The sequence below is a fragment of the Stenotrophomonas sp. X genome (genome assembly GCF_055721025.1).
Map to the genome: position 1 here is coordinate 3,205,852 of NZ_CM146756.1, position 16,739 is coordinate 3,222,590.

A 16,739-nucleotide genomic window follows, 5' to 3' on the forward strand; every position below is an offset into this window, starting at 1 on the left:
GCTGGCCAGCGCACAACAAAAAAGGCCGCAGCATCGCTGCGGCCTTCCTTCGAGATCATTTCCGGGCGCTCATCCGTTCGGGATCAGCGTCTCGATCAGGTGCTCGACGTAGGCCTCGAAATCCTCGCGCGCCTGCTTGGGCTGCTGCAGCTGCAGCGACAACTGCAGGAAGCCGACATACGCGGCGTACGCAAGGCGTGCGCGATGACGCGCATCGGTCGAGCTGAGGCCGGCCTGGCGGAACGAGGCGACCAGATAGTCGAGGCGACGCTGCGAGACCCGGTCGATCACCGGCCGCACCATCGGATGATCCAGGGCCTTCAGCAGCTCGCTGTAGATGATGTGCGGCTGCACTTCATGCGCCACCATCTGGAACAGCTGGCGCAGGCGCACGCGCGGATCCGGTACGTCTTCCAGGCTGCCGAACACCTGTTCCTGTTCGAACAGTTCCCAGCGTTCCAGCGCCGCCTGCAGCAATGCGTCGCGCGAAGGGAAATGCCAGTAGAAACTGCCCTTGGTAACGCCGAGCCGCCGTGCCAGCGGCTCTACCGCGACGGCGCCGACACCTTGTTCAGCAATCAGATCGAGGGCCGCCTGGGCCCAGTCTTCGGCACTCAGGCGGCTGTTGCGGCCGGCGCGCGGTTCGCCGGCGGAAGCGTCAGGTTGATTCATGGACTGATTTAACCATACGCCGGGGTTCGTTGCAGTACGCGGTTGCGGTCGAAACCGTCGCAGGCCCCTTGGAAGGGTCCCTCCACGCGCGTTCTGCAACGCACCATACCGTGCAGTATTGACTTCCCCTCGAAGCTCTCCATACTAGCAAGTATGGTTATGTCCCCCACTACCGCTGCGTTCCATGACCTGCGCCTGGACGCCGCCCATGGCGCCCGCCTGGCGGCGACCGTCAGCGACCATGGCCGGCGTGGCCGGGTCCTGTTCGCCCATGGCTTCGGCCAGACCCGCCACGCCTGGAATGCCACTGCCCGCGCACTGAACGCGGCCGGCCTGCAGACGCTGGCCTACGACGCCCGCGGCCATGGCGATTCCGACTGGAATGGCGCCGACCTGCCCTATCACGGCGAACAGTTCGCCGACGACCTGATCGTGTTGGCCGGCGAACAGCCGCGCCCGCCGGTACTGGTTGCCGCTTCGATGGGTGGCCTGTTCGGCCTGCTGGCCGAGTCGCGCTGGCCGGGCCTGTTCTCGGCCATGGTGCTGGTCGACATCACCCCGCGCTGGGATACCGCGGGTGTCGAGCGCATCCTCGCCTTCATGACCGCCCATCCCGACGGCTTCGCCTCGCTGACCCAGGCCGCCGACGTGATCTCGGCCTACATGCCGCACCGGCCGCGCAAATCCGAGCAGTCGCTGCGTGCGCTGCTGCGCGAGGACGGCCACGGGCGCTGGCGCTGGCATTGGGACCCGCGCCTGGTGGCCGAGCTGGCCCGCGACAGCGAACAGCACCAGGACGCACTGGCCGAGGCCGCACGCCAGGTGAAGTGCCCGCTGCTGCTGGTCAGCGGCGGCCGCAGCGACCTGGTCACGCCGCAGACCGTGGCCGAATTCCTGGCGCTGGCGCCGCATGCGCGCCATGTACAGCTGCCGCAAGCGACCCACATGGTCGCCGGCGATGACAACGACGCCTTTACCGCTACTGTGTTGGACTATCTGGACGTGTTGCCCGCAGCGGACGCTGCGGCTTCGTCCGCCACAAACGAGCACGTCACCGGAGCACGCTCATGAGCATCGTTCTTCCCTTCCTCGCCCTGCTGCTGGCAGGCGCCTTCGTCGCCTACCACCGCATGCGGCTGGTTACCTGGACGCTGATCAGCGTGGCCCTGCTGGCCGCCTGCTGGTTCATTCCCTACGTCAACCAGACCGCCACCATCGTCGCTGCGGCGGTGCTGGCGGTGATCGCCGTGCCGCTGCTGCTGCCGTTCATCCGCAAGCCACTGCTGACCGGCCCGATGATGAAGGTGTTCCGCAAGGTGCTGCCGCCGCTGTCGCAGACCGAGCGCATTGCGCTGGAAACCGGCTCGGTCGGTTTCGAGGGCGAGCTGTTCACCGGTGACCCGGACTGGAACATCCTGCTCAACTATCCCAAGCCGCAGCTGACCGCTGAAGAACAGGCCTTCCTCGATGGCCCGGTGGAAGAGCTGTGCACGATGGTCAACGACTGGGAAATTACCCACGTCCACGCCGACCTGCCGCCGGAGCTCTGGGCCTTCATCAAGAAGAACAAGTTCTTCGGCATGATCATCCCGAAGGAGTACGGTGGCCTGGGCTTCTCCGCGCTGGCCCATCACAAGGTGATCCAGAAGCTGGCCTCGGTGTCCTCGGTGGTCAGCTCCACCGTCGGCGTGCCCAACTCGCTGGGCCCGGGTGAGCTGCTGGTGCACTACGGCACCCAGGAACAGAAGGACCAGTACCTGCCGCGCCTGGCCGATGGCCGCGAAGTGCCCTGCTTCGGCCTGACCGGTCCGTTCGCCGGCTCCGACGCCACCTCGATTCCGGACTACGGCATCGTCTGCAGGGGCGAGTGGAACGGTGAGCAGGTGCTCGGCGTCAAGCTGACCTTCGACAAGCGCTACATCACCCTGGCTCCGGTCGCTTCGCTGATCGGCCTGGCCTTCCGCATGTACGACCCGGATGGTCTGATGGGCGACACCCGCGACATCGGCATCACCCTGGGCCTGCTGCCGCGCGACACCGCCGGCGTCGAGATCGGCCGTCGCCATTTCCCGCTGAACTCGACGTTCCAGAACGGCCCGATCCGCGGCAAGGACGTGTTCATTCCGCTGACCCAGCTGATCGGCGGCGCAGCCATGGCCGGCAAGGGCTGGAACATGCTCAACGAGTGCCTGGCCGTGGGCCGCTCGATCACCCTGCCGTCCACCGCCAGCGGCGGTGCCAAGGCCGGTGCCGCCGTGACCGGCGCCTATGCGCGCATCCGCAAGCAGTTCGGCCTGTCGGTCGGCCGCTTCGAAGGCGTGGAAGAAGCGCTGGCCCGCATCGGCGGCAAGGCCTACAAGATCAGCGCGCTGTCGCAGGCTACCGCCGCGGCGGTCGATCGTGGTGACGTGCCGTCGGTGCCGTCGGCGATCGCCAAGTACCACTGCACCACCATGAGCCGCGAAGTGATCTCGGACATGATGGACGTGATCGGCGGCAAGGGCATCATCCTGGGGCCGCGCAACTTCGCCGGCCGCAGCTGGCAGGCCGCGCCGATCGCGATCACCGTGGAAGGCGCCAACATCATGACCCGCAGCCTGCTGATCTTCGGCCAGGGTGCGATCCTCTGCCACCCGTGGGTGCTGAAGGAAATGAAGGCCGCGCAGGATCCGGATACCCGTGCCGGCCTGCAGGAGTTCGACCGCAGCCTGTTCGGCCACATCCGCTTCGGCATCTCCAATGCCGTGCGTTCGTTCTGGTTCGGCCTGACCGGCGCGCGCTTCGGCGCCGCCCCGGGCGACGCCTACACCCGCCGCTACTTCCGCAAGCTGGACCGTTACTCGGCCAACCTGGCGCTGATGGCCGACATCTCGATGATGACCCTGGGCGGCAAGCTGAAGTTCAAGGAATCGCTGTCCGGCCGCCTGGGCGACGTGCTGAGCCATGTCTACATGACCAGCGCCATGCTCAAGCGCTACCACGACGAAGGTGCACCGCAGGCCGACCAGCCACTGCTGGCCTGGGCCTTCCATGACAGCGTGCACAAGATCGAAGAGTCGCTGTCGGCCGCGCTGCGCAACTTCCCGATCCGTCCGATCGGCTGGCTGATGTGGGCGCTCATCTTCCCATTGGGCCGTCGTGCCGAGGCTCCGGGTGATCGCCTGAGCCGCCGCGTCGCCGCCCTGCTGATGGCGCCGAATGAAGCCCGCGACCGTCTCGCCAATGGCGTGTTCCTGACCCCGTGCGAGAACAACCCGGGCGGCCGCATCAACAGTTACCTGAGCAAGGCGATCATGGCCGAGCCGGTGGAGCGCAAGTTCCTGAAGGCGCTGAAGAGCAAGGGCATCGAGGCGCTGGACTTCAAGGCGCAGCTGGACGAAGCCGTGGCCGAGGGCGTGATCACCCAGGACGAGCGCAGCCTGCTGGAAGAGCTGCGTACGCTGACTCTGGACACGATCACCGTGGACGACTTCGACACCCACGAACTGCGCGCGGCCAGCTACTACGACCGCCAGCACAAGGACCCGCATTCGCAGGCGGCCTGATCGCCCGCGACACGCGTTGCCTCGACGGCGGGCCTTGGCCCGCCGTCGCTTTATCCGCCGACCGGAATCCTCCTCATGTCCACGCCCCTGCTCTCGCTCTACAACCGCCTGCAGCGCTGGCCTGCCGGCAACTGGCTGTTCTCGCGCGCGGTGTGTTTCAAGGCGCCTTACTTCGCCAGCATCGCGCCGCGCATCACCCGCCTGGAACACGGCCGCTGCGAAGGTACGCTGGCCGACCGCCGCAGAGTACGCAACCACATCGGCACGGTGCACGCGATCGCGATGTGCAACCTGGCCGAACTGACCGCCGGGTTGATGGTCGACGCATCGCTGCCGAAGGGCATGCGCTGGATCCCGAAGGGGATGCAGGTGCAGTACCTGGCCAAGGCGCGTGGCACGCTGCAGGCGGTGGCGCTGCCGGCACAGCCTATTGTTGTCGCGGCCGAGGGCTATGCGCTGCCGGTGACGGTGAGCGTGCGCGACCGTGCGGGCACGGAGGTGTTCAGCGCGGTGATCGACATGTGGTTGTCGCCGGCGAAGTAAGTTCCCGCGAACGGCGCAGCCCCTCGTGGGTGGACGCGGGATGCGGTTTATCGGTGGGGCCGGAGGGGTGGGGCCGGGCGGGGACGCCGCAAGTACGTCCGTGTAGGCTTAGCCGCGCCATCCATGGCGCGGATACCCCGCCCGACCCCACCCCTCCGGCCTCTGACAGATCTTTGCGGCGTCCACCCACGCAAGAGAAAAAAGAAGAGCAGAAGCAGAAGCAAGAGCGGCCCACCGGCCGCTTTTTGCTGTTGCTGTTGCTCTTGATCTTCTCTTTCTTCTCCGTGGGCTGGCCGCACACGGAACCTGTCAGGGGTGTGGCGGGTGGGCCGTGCAGGGGCGTTGGCGCCATGGATGGCGCCATCGAGCTTACATGGACGTACTTGCAGCGTCCCCTGCACGGCCCATCCGCCACACCCAACACATGACCCGCTCTACGCGACCAACCCACGAGGGGCTGCGCCGTTGGCTGGAAACTACGCTACCGCGCGAAACACCAACGCCAGGATCGCAGGCACCGCCTGGATCATGAAAATGCGCCGGCTCACGCTGTACGCACCATAGCACCCCGCCACCACCACGCAGGCCAGCGAGAACGTCACCAGCACCGGCTGATCGATCACCAGCCCCACCACGATGCCCGCCGCCAGGAAGCCGTTGTACAGGCCCTGGTTGGCCGCCAGCACGCGCGTGATCTCCGCCTTCTCCGGCGTGTTGCGGAAGGTCTTCAGGCCCAGCGGGCGGGTCCACAGGAGCATCTCAAGCGCCAGGAAATAGACGTGCAGCAGGGCGACCAGCAACGTCAGGATGAGTGCGATCCAGTACATGGGCAGTTCCTTGGACAGGGATGGGGGTCGGGCCCCGGGAAATCAGCGGTCGCGCGGCAGTTTCTTTTCTTCGCGCAGTACACCGAACGCGGCTGCGGTCATGCACGCGGCCACCAGCATGCCGCCGATGAACACCACGTGCGAGCCGAACAATGACAGGCCCTTGTGCACCCAGGCAAAGCTCAGGTCCGCACCGCGGTAGACCACGGTGTCGATCGCTGCGCCGGCCTTGTAGCGCCACTGCCGGTCCACGCGCGTGTAGATGGTCTCGCGCGCCGGCTTGGCCAGTGCGAATTCGCTGGCCCGGGTCATCACCTGCACTACCGCGACCATCAGCGGCATCGGCGAGGCCGCCAGCACCGAGAAGCCGATCAGGATCGCGAAACCGGGAATCAGCAGCGCCGGGGCGATTCCGTGCCGGGACAGCAACCAGCGGGTCAGGCCCAGCTGCATCAACAGCGCCAGCGCATTCACTGTCAGGTCGATGCGCGAGAAAAACGCGGTGGCGGCGCCTGCATCATTGAATGAGGCACGCACGATAGTGGCCTGCTGGTTGTACAGAAGGGTGCCAATGCCCACACCGAACAGCACCATGATCGCCAGCCAACGCAGCAGGGGTTCGCGAACGATCAGCTTGAGACCGTCGAGCACACTACCGCCCATCGGTTTTTCTCCCGACACCAGCCGCTGCTCACGCTCGCGCAGCACCGCCCAGTGCCGCAAGCGCCAGATGCAGAACAGGCAGACCATCAGGAATCCGGTGGATACCAGCATCAGGTTGGCAATACCCACCCGCTGCACCAGCACACTGGTGATGAACGGCCCGAGGAAGGCACCGATGGTGCCGGCCGCGCCGATGTATCCGTAGAAGGCACGCGCCTGCGCGTTTGAAAAGACGTCGGCCATGAAGCTCCAGAACACCGCCACCGCGAACAGGTTGAAGACGCTGATCCAGAAGAAGAAGGCCATGCCGCGCCCCGGCACGTTGCTATCGAACAACGCATAGAAAACCAGCAGAGTGACGATGAAGAACCCATACACCGCCGGCAGGAACACCCGCCGCGGGAAGCGGCTGACCAGCCAGCCGTACACCGGCTGCAGTACCAGCATGATCACGAACACGCAGGAGAACAGGAACTGCAGGACGAAGTCCTTCAGCGCAATGCCATGGCTGGCAAACCAGGCGATCAGCATCGGCGGGAACACGGTCTCCAGGTCGGCCGAGGCAGCCATCGCCTCACGCACCGGGCGCAGCACGTAGTAGCCGCTGAGCAGGCAGAAGAAGTACAGGAACGACCACCACAGCGCCGGCGACTCACGCAGTGCCGCCGTCAGCCCATGCAGCGGCCCCTTGCCCTTCACCGCGCTCACGCGGCGTCCCTCGCCAGAAGACGGCGGTTGGACAGCGGCATGGCAGGCTCCGGGGGCGGTGAAGCGCGTACGTTAGCCAATGCACTGCAACATCGCCAGCAGCAGCCACGCAGAAGGCTGCAACGCAGTGTCACGGCCCCACCCATACGACACGTTCCGATACATGCCTTCAGGGCGTCAAAATTCCAACTTTTTCAACGAGATGCGCATTCATCTTCGCTTTGTTTGTGCACAAGGGAAAAGCGGCGCTAGAATCGCCATCAGCAGTCGCGCACGGGTCCAACCGATGAAAAAGAACAGCCTGCGTCGCCCGATCCGTTCGGCGGCCACCGGTTTGCTGGGCATGCTGATGCCCGTTGCCTTGTCCACCACCGCGCAGACACCGCCGGCATTGCCGCCGATGCCGACCAACATCGAATCCGCTGCCGGTCCCACTGTCGCCCACACCCAGCCGGCGGCCTACCGCACCGGCCTGGTGCCGCGCGTGCAGGCCCCGGCGCCCGGCTTCAACGTCGCCAACATCGAATCGATGGCGCAGCAGCTCACCTATGGCGAACGCGTGCCGGGCATGGCCGTGGCGATCGTGCAGGGCGGTCGTATCCTCAGCGCGCGCGGCTATGGCGTCACCGACGTCAACAATCCGCTGCCGGTCGATGCGCACACCGTGTTCCGCCTGGCCTCGCTGTCCAAGGCCTTCGCCGGCACCATGGCCGGCCTGCTGGTCAACGACGGCACGCTGCGCTGGGACAGCAAGGTCACCGACTACGTGCCGGGCTTCCGCCTGAACTCGCCGGAAGCCACTGATCGCCTGACCGTAGCCGACGTGCTCAGCCATCGCGTCGGCCTGCCGTACAACGCCTACGACCGCGACATCGAGGGCAACGCCGAGTACTACGCGCTGACCCAGAAACTGGCCAACACCAGCCTGAAGTGCCTGCCGGGCGACTGCTATGCCTACCAGAACGTGGCCTTCAGCCTGATCGGCGATGTCGTCTACGCGGCCTCCGGCAGTTTCTACGAGCAGTCGGTCGAGCGCCGCATCTTCAAGCCGCTGGGCATGAACGATGCCAGCCTCGGCCTGGCCGGCATCCAGGCCAGCTCGCGCTGGGCGCGTCCTCACGTGCGCAGCCGCAACGGCTGGGTCTCGCTGACGCCGAAGCCGACCTACTACCGGGTGGCCCCGGCGGCCGGCGTCAATGCCAGCGCCAGCGACATGGCGCAGTGGCTGCTCGCCCACACCGGCCACCGCCCCGACGTGCTGCCGGCACCGCTGCTGGCCACCCTGCATTCGAGCCTGATCAGCACCCCCGGCGAGATGCGTTCGGGCTGGCGCCGCGAGCGCCTGCACTCGGCCGGCTACGCCCTGGGCTGGCGCACCTTCGACTACGCCGGCCACGACGTGGTGTTCCATGCCGGTGCCGTGCAGGGCTATCGCGGCCTGGTCGCGCTGCTGCCGGAACGCGATCTGGGCATCGCCATCATGTGGAATGGCGAAAGCAGCCTGCCCAGCGGCCTGCTGCCGACCGTGCTCGACTCCGCGCTCGGCCTGCCGGCGCAGCGCTGGCTGGACGTGGACACCGACTTCGGCAGCGACAACCTGATGGCCGAGGGCGCCAGCCCGGCGCAGCAGGACAAGCGCAAGGGCAAGGGCGCCTCGGGCAATCGTGCGGTGGCGTCGCCGCACTGATCAGGCGGGCTCGATCGTGTGTGCGAAGGGCGGCCCGCGGGCCGCCCTTTTTGTTGTTGTGTAGAGCCGAGCCGTGCTCGGCTGAGCGGAATTCTGGCGCAAGGCGGCCGAGCATGGGCTCGGCTCTACAGCTCCGCAGCATTAGTGCGCGAAGTAGTGCATGCCGCCGTCCACCGGAATCACCGCGCCTGTGATGTAGCCGGCCAGCGGCGAGGACAGGAACGCCACCAGTGGCGCCACTTCCTCGGGTTCACCGAAGCGTCCGATCGGGATGTTGCTGGCGATGAACGCACGCCGGCTTTCCTCGGTGGGATGCAGGCGTTCCAGGATCTGCGCGCTGTTGATGCGCCCCGGTGCAATCGCATTCACCGTAATGCCCTGCCCGGCCACCTCCGACGACAGCCCCTTGCTCCACAGATGCAGCGCCGCCTTCGCCGCAGTGGCCGCGTTCACCGCACGCGGTTCCATCGAACCGCTGAAGTTGATCACCCGCCCCCATGCCTGCGCCTGCATGCCAGGCAACAGCGCCTGGGTCATCCGCCGCGCGGCGGAAAAGTTCAGGGCGATCGCTTCCTCCCAGACATCATCATCGGCATCGACGCTGGTCGGCCGGGAGCCCCCTGCGGCGTTGACCAGGATGTCGACGCGTTGCAATGCCTCCCGGGATGCCTGCGCGATGTACCGGACGTCACCGGCCACGGTGACATCGCCGGCCACGATGACCGGTGCCACGCCGCCTTCGGCTTCGATCCGCGCCGCCAGCGCCTGCAGGGGTGCCCGCTGCCGTGACGTGATGGCAACGCGCACGCCCTGGGCCGCCAGCTGCCTGGCGACGGCGGCACCGATGCCGCTGGCCGCGCCCGTCACCAAAGCGGTACGGCCTGCAAGATTCAAGTCCATGGTGTTCTCCTGTTCGCATGGCCGGCCAATCCAGCCCTTGCACGACATGCTGTTTGATCACCCCTGATTGATAAACTCCGCGCAGGTTTCAGCATTCAACACCCGGGGTGTCAGATGAACCTGCTGGAAAGCATGCGGGTCTACGTGCTGATCGTGGACAAGGGCAGCCTCAGTGCGGCAGCTGCGGCGATGAACATCTCCGCGACGATGGCCGGCAAGCATCTGCGTGCATTGGAAGCACGGCTGGGCATGCAGCTGTTGAGCCGAACCACCCGGCGCCAGCACACGACCCCGTTCGGCCAGGATTACTACACGCGCTGCCGGGAAATCCTGCGCCTGGTGGACGAAACCGATGCGCAGGCGCAGCACCAGCACCTGGCACCGGCGGGCACGCTGCGCATCAGTGCACCCGTGATCTTCGGTACGCATGCACTGGTACCGGCGCTGGCCGAGTACATGGCGCGCCATCCGGATGTCCGGGTCGAAGCGACACTGACCGATCGCGTGGTCGACCTTGCCGAAGAGGGCTTCGAAGCGGCGCTGCGGATCGGCACGCTGGCCGACAGCAGCGTGCTGGTGGCACGAGCCCTGGCCCCTTATCGCCTGATGATGTGCGCCTCGCCGGCGTATCTGGCCAGGCATGGCACGCCACACAGCGTGCATGCACTTGCCGGCCATCAATGCCTGTCATTCGAACCGAGTGCACTTGCGCAGTGGCTGCAGGAGGACGCTGGCGAGCTCGACCACGTGCCCGACGGTCGACTGCAGATCAACAATGGCGAAGCGCTGCGTTCGGCGGCGCTGCATGGCCTGGGCATCGTCCTGCAGTCGACGCTGCTGCTGGCAGCCGATGTCGAGGCTGGACGACTTGTGCAGCTGCTCCCGGAGCACGGCCAGGCCGGTCGGCCGATGCACGTGGTCTATGCGCACGACCGTTACCACTCCACCCGCCTGCGCAGCTTCCTCGACTTCCTGGTGGAACGATTCCCGCCGGTAGTCACCCCACCAGGCGATCGAAGCCGCCCATAAAAAAACCCCCTCCCCGCTGGGCAGCCAGGGAAGGGGGTTTCAGGATGCGGCTATCGGGAAGTACTTAGATCAGCGGCGCCGGGGTTGCCGGCAGAGCGACCGGAGCGGCCTTCTTCTTGCGGGCGGCCGGCTTGCGCTTGGCAACCTTCTTCGCTGCCTTCTTCGGGGCGGCCTTCTTGGTAGCCTTCTTCGCGGTCTTCTTTACTGCCTTCTTGGCGGTCTTCTTGACGGCCTTCTTGGCAGTCGCCTTCTTTGCGACCTTCTTGGCCGGCTTGCGGGCCGTAGCCTTCTTGGCAGTCTTCTTGGTGGCCTTCTTGGCCGCCTTCTTCGCGGTCTTCTTGACGGCCTTCTTGGCAGTGGACTTCTTGGCGACCTTCTTCGCCGCCTTCTTCACTGCCTTCTTCGCCGTGGTCTTCTTGGCGACCTTCTTCGCCGCCTTCTTCACTGCCTTCTTGGCAGTCGCCTTCTTCGCGACCTTCTTCACTGCCTTCTTGGCAGCGGCCTTCTTCGCGACCTTCTTCACCGCTTTCTTGGCGGCGGGCTTCTTCTTCGCAGCTTTCTTGGTTGCCATGGGATGGCTCCTCGTCAGTGATAGGGAGTTGAAACGCCCAGTTGGATCAAACCCGCGGATGCTGCGTGCGGGGACCGCCGGCGCGTCAGGCGCGCCGTTACGGATGCGGCGATGCCCGCCTCGATCGGCGGAGCGGACATCGGAACGGGAGGTGCCTTGCATTTCTCCGGGGGAAGCGGGGCCGTGTCCACCGTCATCAGGGTCGCGGTGGTCTTGAAGGGGCTGCTTCGCATCGGACGATTGATTCTGCGCACTCGGTTGGGCAGGCAAGGTCTGCTGAGGCGAAACCTAATCACGGTTTTTTTTACTGTCAACAACCCCCGCGAAAAATTTTCACATCCGCGCCTTTCCGAGCGCCGTCGGCGCCACTGCTCTACGCGGCCCGCGATGGCAGTTGAAGCGTCGCGCAAGCGTGCTGCATGCACCGGCATCGATGCATACGTTGAACAAAAAACACTTGAAATAAGCACTCCGCGCATTTAGACACAGACTCGCAACGGCATCGCGCGTGCGACGTCGACGGTCACCGGCGCCGCCACCGACGCCAGCACAACGGCGCCGCAACAGGGGGCGAAAAGTTTTCACATCCGAGTGCGTCGGCGCGGGGCTGAAACGCGGATTTGCGCAAAACTGCGCACGCCCATCGGCACCGTTCGCCTGTCGGCTGATGCCACGCCGAGGGTGCGCAGCGAACCCCGCGTCATGAGTCCGGTGCAGTCGCCAAAACAAAAACGGCCACCCGAAGGTGGCCGTTCCAGAATCCGGAAACGACGACTCAGTGGTCTTCGTTCTCCAGGGCTTCGGCGTACGCGTCCGGGTCCAGCAGCTCGTTGACCTCATCGGCGTTGGTCAGTTCGACCACGAACATCCAGCCTTCGCCGTAGGCATCTTCGTTGATGGTTTCCGGCTTGTCGGACAGGGCCGAGTTGACCTCGACGACCTTGCCGCTGATCGGGCTGTAGACGTCCGAGGCGGCCTTCACCGACTCGACGACGGCGATCTGCTCGCCGGCCTTGGCGTCAGCGCCGACTTCCGGCAGTTCGACGTAGACCAGGTCACCCAGCAGGCCCTGGGCGTGGTCGGAAATACCGACGGTGACGCGGCCATTGCCTTCGACACGGGCCCACTCATGGGACTTGAGGAACTTGAGGTCGCCGGGGATCTCGCTCATGGGACTGCTCCAGAGATATGCAGGGGTGGAAAAAACGGGGCTAGTGTAACCAACCGGCCACCACTGCTGTCAGTGACGACCGGCACGTACGGATCAGGCGTCGGCGAGCACGCCGGGCTGCGCCTGGCCTTCCCGAACGAACGGGAACTTGACCACCCGCACCGGCACCTGACGGCCGCGGATGTCGACGGTGACCTCGCCGAGTTCACCAGCCGGCACGCGGGCGAAGGCGATACCCTTGGCCAGCGTCGGCGAGAAGGTGCCGGACAGGATCTCGCCCTGGCCGCTGGCCGTGGTGACCGTCTGGCCGTGGCGCAGCACGCCCTTCTCGTCCATCACCAGGCCGATCATCTGGCGCGCGGTGCCGGCGCTCTTCTGCGCCTCCAGCACGTCGCGGCCGATGAAGTCGCGGCCTTCGTCCAGCGACACGGTCCAGGCCAGCGCCGCTTCGTAGGGGCTGATCTCTTCGTCCATGTCCTGGCCGTACAGGTTCATGCCAGCTTCCAGGCGCAGGGTGTCGCGCGCGCCAAGGCCGGCCGGCTTCACACCCGCCGCCAGCAGGCGGTTCCAGAAGGCGACCACGGCGTCCTGCGGAAGCAGGATCTCGAAACCATCTTCACCGGTGTAGCCGGTGCGGGCGACGAACAGCTCGACGCCGTCATCGGACTGCACCTGCAGGGCGGCGAAGCGGCCCAGCTTGGTCAACGCTGCGCGGTCGGCTTCGCGGGCCAGGCCGATCACGATGTCGCGCGCCTGCGGGCCCTGCACGGCGAGGATGGCCAGGTCCGGGCGCTGCTCGACGGCGACGCCGAACGGCGCAGCCTGCTCGCGCAGCCAGGCCAGGTCCTTCTCGCGGGTGGAGGCATTGACCACCATGCGGAAGAAATCGTCGCCCAGGTAGTAGACGATCAGGTCGTCGATGACGCCGCCGCGCGGGTTCAGCATGCACGAGTACAGCGCCTTGCCGGTCACCTTCAGCTTGTCGATCGAGTTGGCCAGCAGGCGGCGCAGGAACGGCTTGACCTGCTCACCGCGCAGGTCGACCACCGTCATGTGGCTGACGTCGAACACACCGGACTCGCGACGCACCAGGTGGTGCTCGTCCAGCTGCGAGCCGTAGTGGATGGGCATGTCCCAACCCCCGAAATCGACCATCTTGGCGCCAAGGGCGCGGTGGGTATCGTTGAGCAGCGTCTTCTGGGTCATGACCGGGTCCGGCAGCAGAGGAAACAAGAATCCCCATTATCCCAGATCGGTCGCCCGCAGGCGTGCCGCAGCGCAGCGCCGGAGCTGTAGAGCCGAGCCCATGCCCGGCTGCTCTCCGTGTGGGAGCCGAGCGTGGGCTCGGCTCTACATGGGGCGGCCTGCGTCCTCGACCACCAGCACCGTGCCCTGCACGCTGCGCACCCGCACCCACGTACCCGCAGGCAGCTCCGGACCGCTCACCTGCCAGGACGCATCGTCAATGCTGACCCGTCCCTGGCCACCGACGATGCCCTGCTGCAGTACCACCTCGCGGCCGACCAGCTGCTCGGCGCGGCGGTTGAGCAACGGCGCATCGCTTGGCCGTGCCCGCGGCCGCCCCCAGCGCCGGTAGCACTGGATCGAGACCACACTCAGCAGAACGAAAGCGATCACCTGCCACAACAGCGGAATGTCACTGAACACCGCAACCAGTACGAACACCGCCGCCGCGCCAATGCCGATCCACAGCATGAACGCACCCGGCGCCAGCGCTTCGGCCGCGAACAGCAGCAGCGCCAACGCGCCCCAACCGACGACTTCCCAGCGCATGTCAGCCTCCGAGCGGCGGCGGCCGCTTGCCGGCGACCTTGTTGTCCTGGCTGGCCAGCGCCTGCTTCGCCAGTTCGGCCACGCCCGCGATCGAACCGATCACGCCACTGGCCTCCATCGGCATCAGCACCAGCTTCTGGTTCGGCGAACTGGCCAGTTCCTTGAACGCTTCCACGTACTTCTGCGCAACAAAGTAGTTGATCGCCTGCACGTCACCCTCGGCAATCGCCGCCGACACCACCTTGGTCGCCATCGCTTCGGCCTCGGCCAGGCGCTCGCGTGCCTCGGCATCACGGAACGCAGCTTCGCGACGGCCTTCGGCCTCCAGCACGGTGGCCTGCTTTTCGCCATCGGCGCGCAGGATCTCCGACTGGCGTGAACCCTCTGCCTCGAGGATCTGCGCGCGCTTTTCGCGCTCGGCCTTCATCTGCCGCGCCATCGCGTCCAGCAGATCCCGCGGCGGCTGGATGTCGCGGATCTCGATGCGGTTGACCTTCACGCCCCAAGGATTGGTGGCATGGTCGACCACGCTCAGCAGCTGGGCATTGATCACCTCGCGCTGGCTGAGCGATTCGTCCAGGTCCATCGAACCGATCACGGTACGGATGTTGGTCTGCACCAGGGCGATCATCGCCACTTCCAGGTTGGCCACCTCATAGGCGGCCTTGGCAGCATCCAGTACCTGGAAGAACACCACGCCGTCCACGCGCACGGCGGCGTTGTCCTTGGTGATCACTTCCTGGCTGGGCACATCCAGCACCTGCTCCATCATGTTCACCTTGCGCCCCACCCCGTACACGATCGGGATCAGGAAATGCAGGCCGGGGGTCATGGTGTGCGTGTAGCGCCCGAAGCGCTCGACGGTCCACTCGTAGCCCTGGGGCACCATCCGTACGGCCTTGAACAGGATCACCACGGCCACGAAGGCCAGTACCACGGTAAAGAACATGGTCGGGAACATCTTGCTTTCCTTATCGATGACGTCCAGGCCCCAGCATAGCGCGTGAAGGCCGCATTCACAGCGGAGCTACCAGGGCACCCGCCCACGCAGGATGTCGAGGAACATCACCCAGTCACCCATGAACGAGTACAGCGGATGGCGGAACGTCGCCGGTCTGTTCTTCTCGAAGAAAAAATGGCCGACCCAGGCGAACCCGTAGCCGCAGAACAGGGCGCCGAGCAGGAACAGCGGCTGGCCGCGCAGCAAGGCAGTGGCGACCAGCAGCAGGACCCCGCAACTGCCGATGAAGTGCAGCCGCCGCGATACCGGGTGGCGGTGTTCGCTGAGATAGAACGGATAGAACTCGCGGAAGCTGGCGAAGCGGGACATGAGCAGGCTCGGGGAACCAGGGTCGCCCACATCATGCGCCATCGCTGACCTTGTAGAGCCGAGCCATGCTCGGCTTGCGCGCGCCAGCGCGGTCGGAAGGAGAGCAGCCGAGCATGGCTCGGCTCTACACCGATGAGGTGCGCGGCCCGAACATGATCACCGCCATGCCGGCCAGGCACAGCGCTGCGCCCAGCAGGTCCCAGCGGCTGGGACGAATGCCATCGACCAGCCACAGCCAGAACAGCGCGGTGCCGATGTAGACGCCACCGTAGGCGGCATAGACCCGTCCACTGGCAGTCGGGTGCAGGGTCAGCAGCCAGGCGAACAGGGCCAGGCTGGCCGCCGCCGGCAGCAGCAGCCAGACGCTGCCTCCCTTGCGCAGCCACAACCATGGCAGGTAGCAGCCAACGATCTCGGCCAGCGCGGTCAGCAGGAACAGGCCAAGCGTTTTCACGCCTTCTCTGCTGCCTTGGCCTGCTGCCACAACGCTTCCTGCGCATCCAGGTCCAATGCGGCCAACGCCTCACCCTGTGCGTCGGCCTGCGCTTCCATCGCGCGGAAGCGACGCTCGAACTTGTGGTTGGCACCGCGCAGTGCAGCGCCCAGATCGATATCGGCATGGCGCGCCAGGTTGGCGCAGACGAACAGCAGGTCGCCCAGTTCTTCCTGCAGGCGCGCCTTGTTGCCAGCGATATCGCCGCGCTCGAACTCCTCGCGCAGCTCCTGCAGTTCCTCGGCGGCCTTGTCCAGCACCGGCAGCGGACCCGGCCAGTCGAAACCGACCTTGGCCGCGCGCGACTGCAGCTTCACCGCCCGCTGCCATTCCGGCAGGCCGCGCGAGATACCGGCCAGTGCGGAGGTGTCCTGCTCGCCCTTGGCGGCGCGCTCGGCCCGCTTGATCGCCTCCCAGTTACGCATCACCCCGTCGGCATCGTCGACGCTGGCCTCGGCGAACACGTGCGGGTGGCGGCGCTGCATCTTGTCGCTGATCGCGCGGGCCACGTCTGCGAAGGCGAAGCTGCCCTGCTCTTCGGCCATGCGCGCATGGAACACCACCTGCAGCAACAGGTCGCCCAGCTCGTCGCAGAGATCGTCAAGATCGCCGCGGTCGATCGCATCGGCCACCTCGTAGGCTTCTTCGATGGTGTAGGGGGCGATGGTCGCGAAGTTCTGCTCCAGGTCCCACGGGCAGCCGCCCTGCGGGTCGCGCAGGCGCGCCATGATCGCCAGCAGGCGCTCCAGTTCGTTGCTTGCGGCGCTGCCGGTGGTGGGGGTGTCGTGCGCGCTCATGCGGCCTCC

At 66.1% G+C, this 16,739-nt stretch carries 18 protein-coding genes; 6 read left to right on the forward strand and 12 right to left on the reverse strand.

Going from position 1 to position 16,739, the window contains the following annotated elements; genetic code table 11:
• Nucleotides 1–69 precede the first annotated feature (69 nt).
• On the reverse strand, nucleotides 70–672 hold the full coding sequence (locus ACZ75I_RS14865; protein ID WP_005418411.1) for a TetR/AcrR family transcriptional regulator: 603 nt from the start codon (nucleotides 670–672) through the stop codon (nucleotides 70–72).
• A gap of 153 nt (nucleotides 673–825) precedes the next feature.
• Between ACZ75I_RS14865 and ACZ75I_RS14870 the strand changes: the two genes are divergently transcribed.
• The 3 genes from ACZ75I_RS14870 (at nucleotide 826) to ACZ75I_RS14880 (ending at nucleotide 4,760) form a co-directional block, all read left to right on the forward strand.
• Nucleotides 826–1,743, forward strand: a complete 918-nt coding sequence (locus tag ACZ75I_RS14870) for an alpha/beta fold hydrolase (RefSeq protein WP_154351254.1) — start codon at nucleotides 826–828, stop codon at nucleotides 1,741–1,743.
• Nucleotides 1,740–4,217: an acyl-CoA dehydrogenase gene (locus ACZ75I_RS14875; RefSeq protein ID WP_180870144.1), complete on the forward strand. Its 2,478-nt coding sequence runs from the start codon at nucleotides 1,740–1,742 to the stop codon at nucleotides 4,215–4,217. Before ACZ75I_RS14870 ends, ACZ75I_RS14875 begins: the two co-directional genes overlap by 4 nt.
• A gap of 75 nt (nucleotides 4,218–4,292) precedes the next feature.
• Nucleotides 4,293–4,760, forward strand: a complete 468-nt coding sequence (locus tag ACZ75I_RS14880; protein ID WP_061478884.1) for a hotdog fold domain-containing protein — start codon at nucleotides 4,293–4,295, stop codon at nucleotides 4,758–4,760.
• 476 nt (nucleotides 4,761–5,236) lie between these two features.
• Here ACZ75I_RS14880 and ACZ75I_RS14885 read toward each other — a convergent pair whose 3' ends face one another.
• Nucleotides 5,237–5,587 carry a DUF1304 domain-containing protein gene (locus tag ACZ75I_RS14885; RefSeq protein ID WP_346477257.1) on the reverse strand — a complete coding sequence of 117 codons (351 nt, stop codon included), beginning with the start codon at nucleotides 5,585–5,587 and terminating at the stop codon, nucleotides 5,237–5,239.
• Between the two features lie 42 nt (nucleotides 5,588–5,629).
• The gene (locus tag ACZ75I_RS14890) at nucleotides 5,630–6,958 is read right to left on the reverse strand and encodes an NTP/NDP exchange transporter (protein ID WP_472958172.1); all 1,329 of its coding nucleotides are present in this window, start codon (nucleotides 6,956–6,958) and stop codon (nucleotides 5,630–5,632) included.
• Nucleotides 6,959–7,244: 286 nt separating this feature from the next.
• On the opposite strand from ACZ75I_RS14890, the gene ACZ75I_RS14895 reads away from it, so the two are divergent.
• Nucleotides 7,245–8,645, forward strand: coding sequence for a serine hydrolase domain-containing protein (locus ACZ75I_RS14895; RefSeq protein WP_180870136.1), 1,401 nt, complete (start codon nucleotides 7,245–7,247; stop codon nucleotides 8,643–8,645).
• Nucleotides 8,646–8,786: 141 nt separating this feature from the next.
• Here ACZ75I_RS14895 and ACZ75I_RS14900 read toward each other — a convergent pair whose 3' ends face one another.
• Nucleotides 8,787–9,545: an SDR family NAD(P)-dependent oxidoreductase gene (locus ACZ75I_RS14900; RefSeq protein ID WP_061478888.1), complete on the reverse strand. Its 759-nt coding sequence runs from the start codon at nucleotides 9,543–9,545 to the stop codon at nucleotides 8,787–8,789.
• A gap of 114 nt (nucleotides 9,546–9,659) precedes the next feature.
• On the opposite strand from ACZ75I_RS14900, the gene ACZ75I_RS14905 reads away from it, so the two are divergent.
• Complete coding sequence (locus ACZ75I_RS14905; RefSeq protein WP_061478889.1) at nucleotides 9,660–10,574, forward strand: LysR family transcriptional regulator; 915 nt, start codon at nucleotides 9,660–9,662, stop codon at nucleotides 10,572–10,574.
• A gap of 64 nt (nucleotides 10,575–10,638) precedes the next feature.
• Here ACZ75I_RS14905 and ACZ75I_RS14910 read toward each other — a convergent pair whose 3' ends face one another.
• Nucleotides 10,639–11,145, reverse strand: a complete 507-nt coding sequence (locus ACZ75I_RS14910; protein WP_032954412.1) for a hypothetical protein — start codon at nucleotides 11,143–11,145, stop codon at nucleotides 10,639–10,641.
• A gap of 111 nt (nucleotides 11,146–11,256) precedes the next feature.
• On the opposite strand from ACZ75I_RS14910, the gene ACZ75I_RS14915 reads away from it, so the two are divergent.
• A complete protein-coding gene (locus ACZ75I_RS14915; RefSeq protein ID WP_134968390.1) occupies nucleotides 11,257–11,628 on the forward strand; it encodes a hypothetical protein in 372 nt (123 codons plus the stop codon).
• Between the two features lie 292 nt (nucleotides 11,629–11,920).
• Here the strand turns inward: ACZ75I_RS14915 and gcvH are convergent, their stop codons facing one another.
• The 7 genes from gcvH to mazG form a co-directional block, all read right to left on the reverse strand.
• A complete protein-coding gene (gene gcvH, locus ACZ75I_RS14920; RefSeq protein ID WP_005418426.1) occupies nucleotides 11,921–12,316 on the reverse strand; it encodes a glycine cleavage system protein GcvH in 396 nt (131 codons plus the stop codon).
• Nucleotides 12,317–12,409: 93 nt separating this feature from the next.
• On the reverse strand, nucleotides 12,410–13,522 hold the full coding sequence (gene gcvT, locus ACZ75I_RS14925) for a glycine cleavage system aminomethyltransferase GcvT (RefSeq protein WP_134968391.1): 1,113 nt from the start codon (nucleotides 13,520–13,522) through the stop codon (nucleotides 12,410–12,412).
• A gap of 144 nt (nucleotides 13,523–13,666) precedes the next feature.
• A complete protein-coding gene (locus ACZ75I_RS14930; RefSeq protein ID WP_061478891.1) occupies nucleotides 13,667–14,110 on the reverse strand; it encodes an NfeD family protein in 444 nt (147 codons plus the stop codon).
• A 1-nt stretch (nucleotide 14,111) separates the two neighbouring features.
• Nucleotides 14,112–15,071, reverse strand: coding sequence for an SPFH domain-containing protein (locus tag ACZ75I_RS14935; protein ID WP_049410653.1), 960 nt, complete (start codon nucleotides 15,069–15,071; stop codon nucleotides 14,112–14,114).
• A 66-nt stretch (nucleotides 15,072–15,137) separates the two neighbouring features.
• On the reverse strand, nucleotides 15,138–15,440 hold the full coding sequence (locus ACZ75I_RS14940; protein WP_180870129.1) for an Mpo1-like protein: 303 nt from the start codon (nucleotides 15,438–15,440) through the stop codon (nucleotides 15,138–15,140).
• 124 nt (nucleotides 15,441–15,564) lie between these two features.
• On the reverse strand, nucleotides 15,565–15,894 hold the full coding sequence (locus ACZ75I_RS14945; RefSeq protein ID WP_072168556.1) for a YnfA family protein: 330 nt from the start codon (nucleotides 15,892–15,894) through the stop codon (nucleotides 15,565–15,567).
• Nucleotides 15,891–16,730 (reverse strand): nucleoside triphosphate pyrophosphohydrolase, encoded by an 840-nt coding sequence (mazG, locus tag ACZ75I_RS14950; protein WP_180870126.1) that lies wholly within the window; start codon nucleotides 16,728–16,730, stop codon nucleotides 15,891–15,893. The genes ACZ75I_RS14945 and mazG overlap by 4 nt, the downstream gene beginning before the upstream one ends.
• Nucleotides 16,731–16,739: the final 9 nt, after the last annotated feature.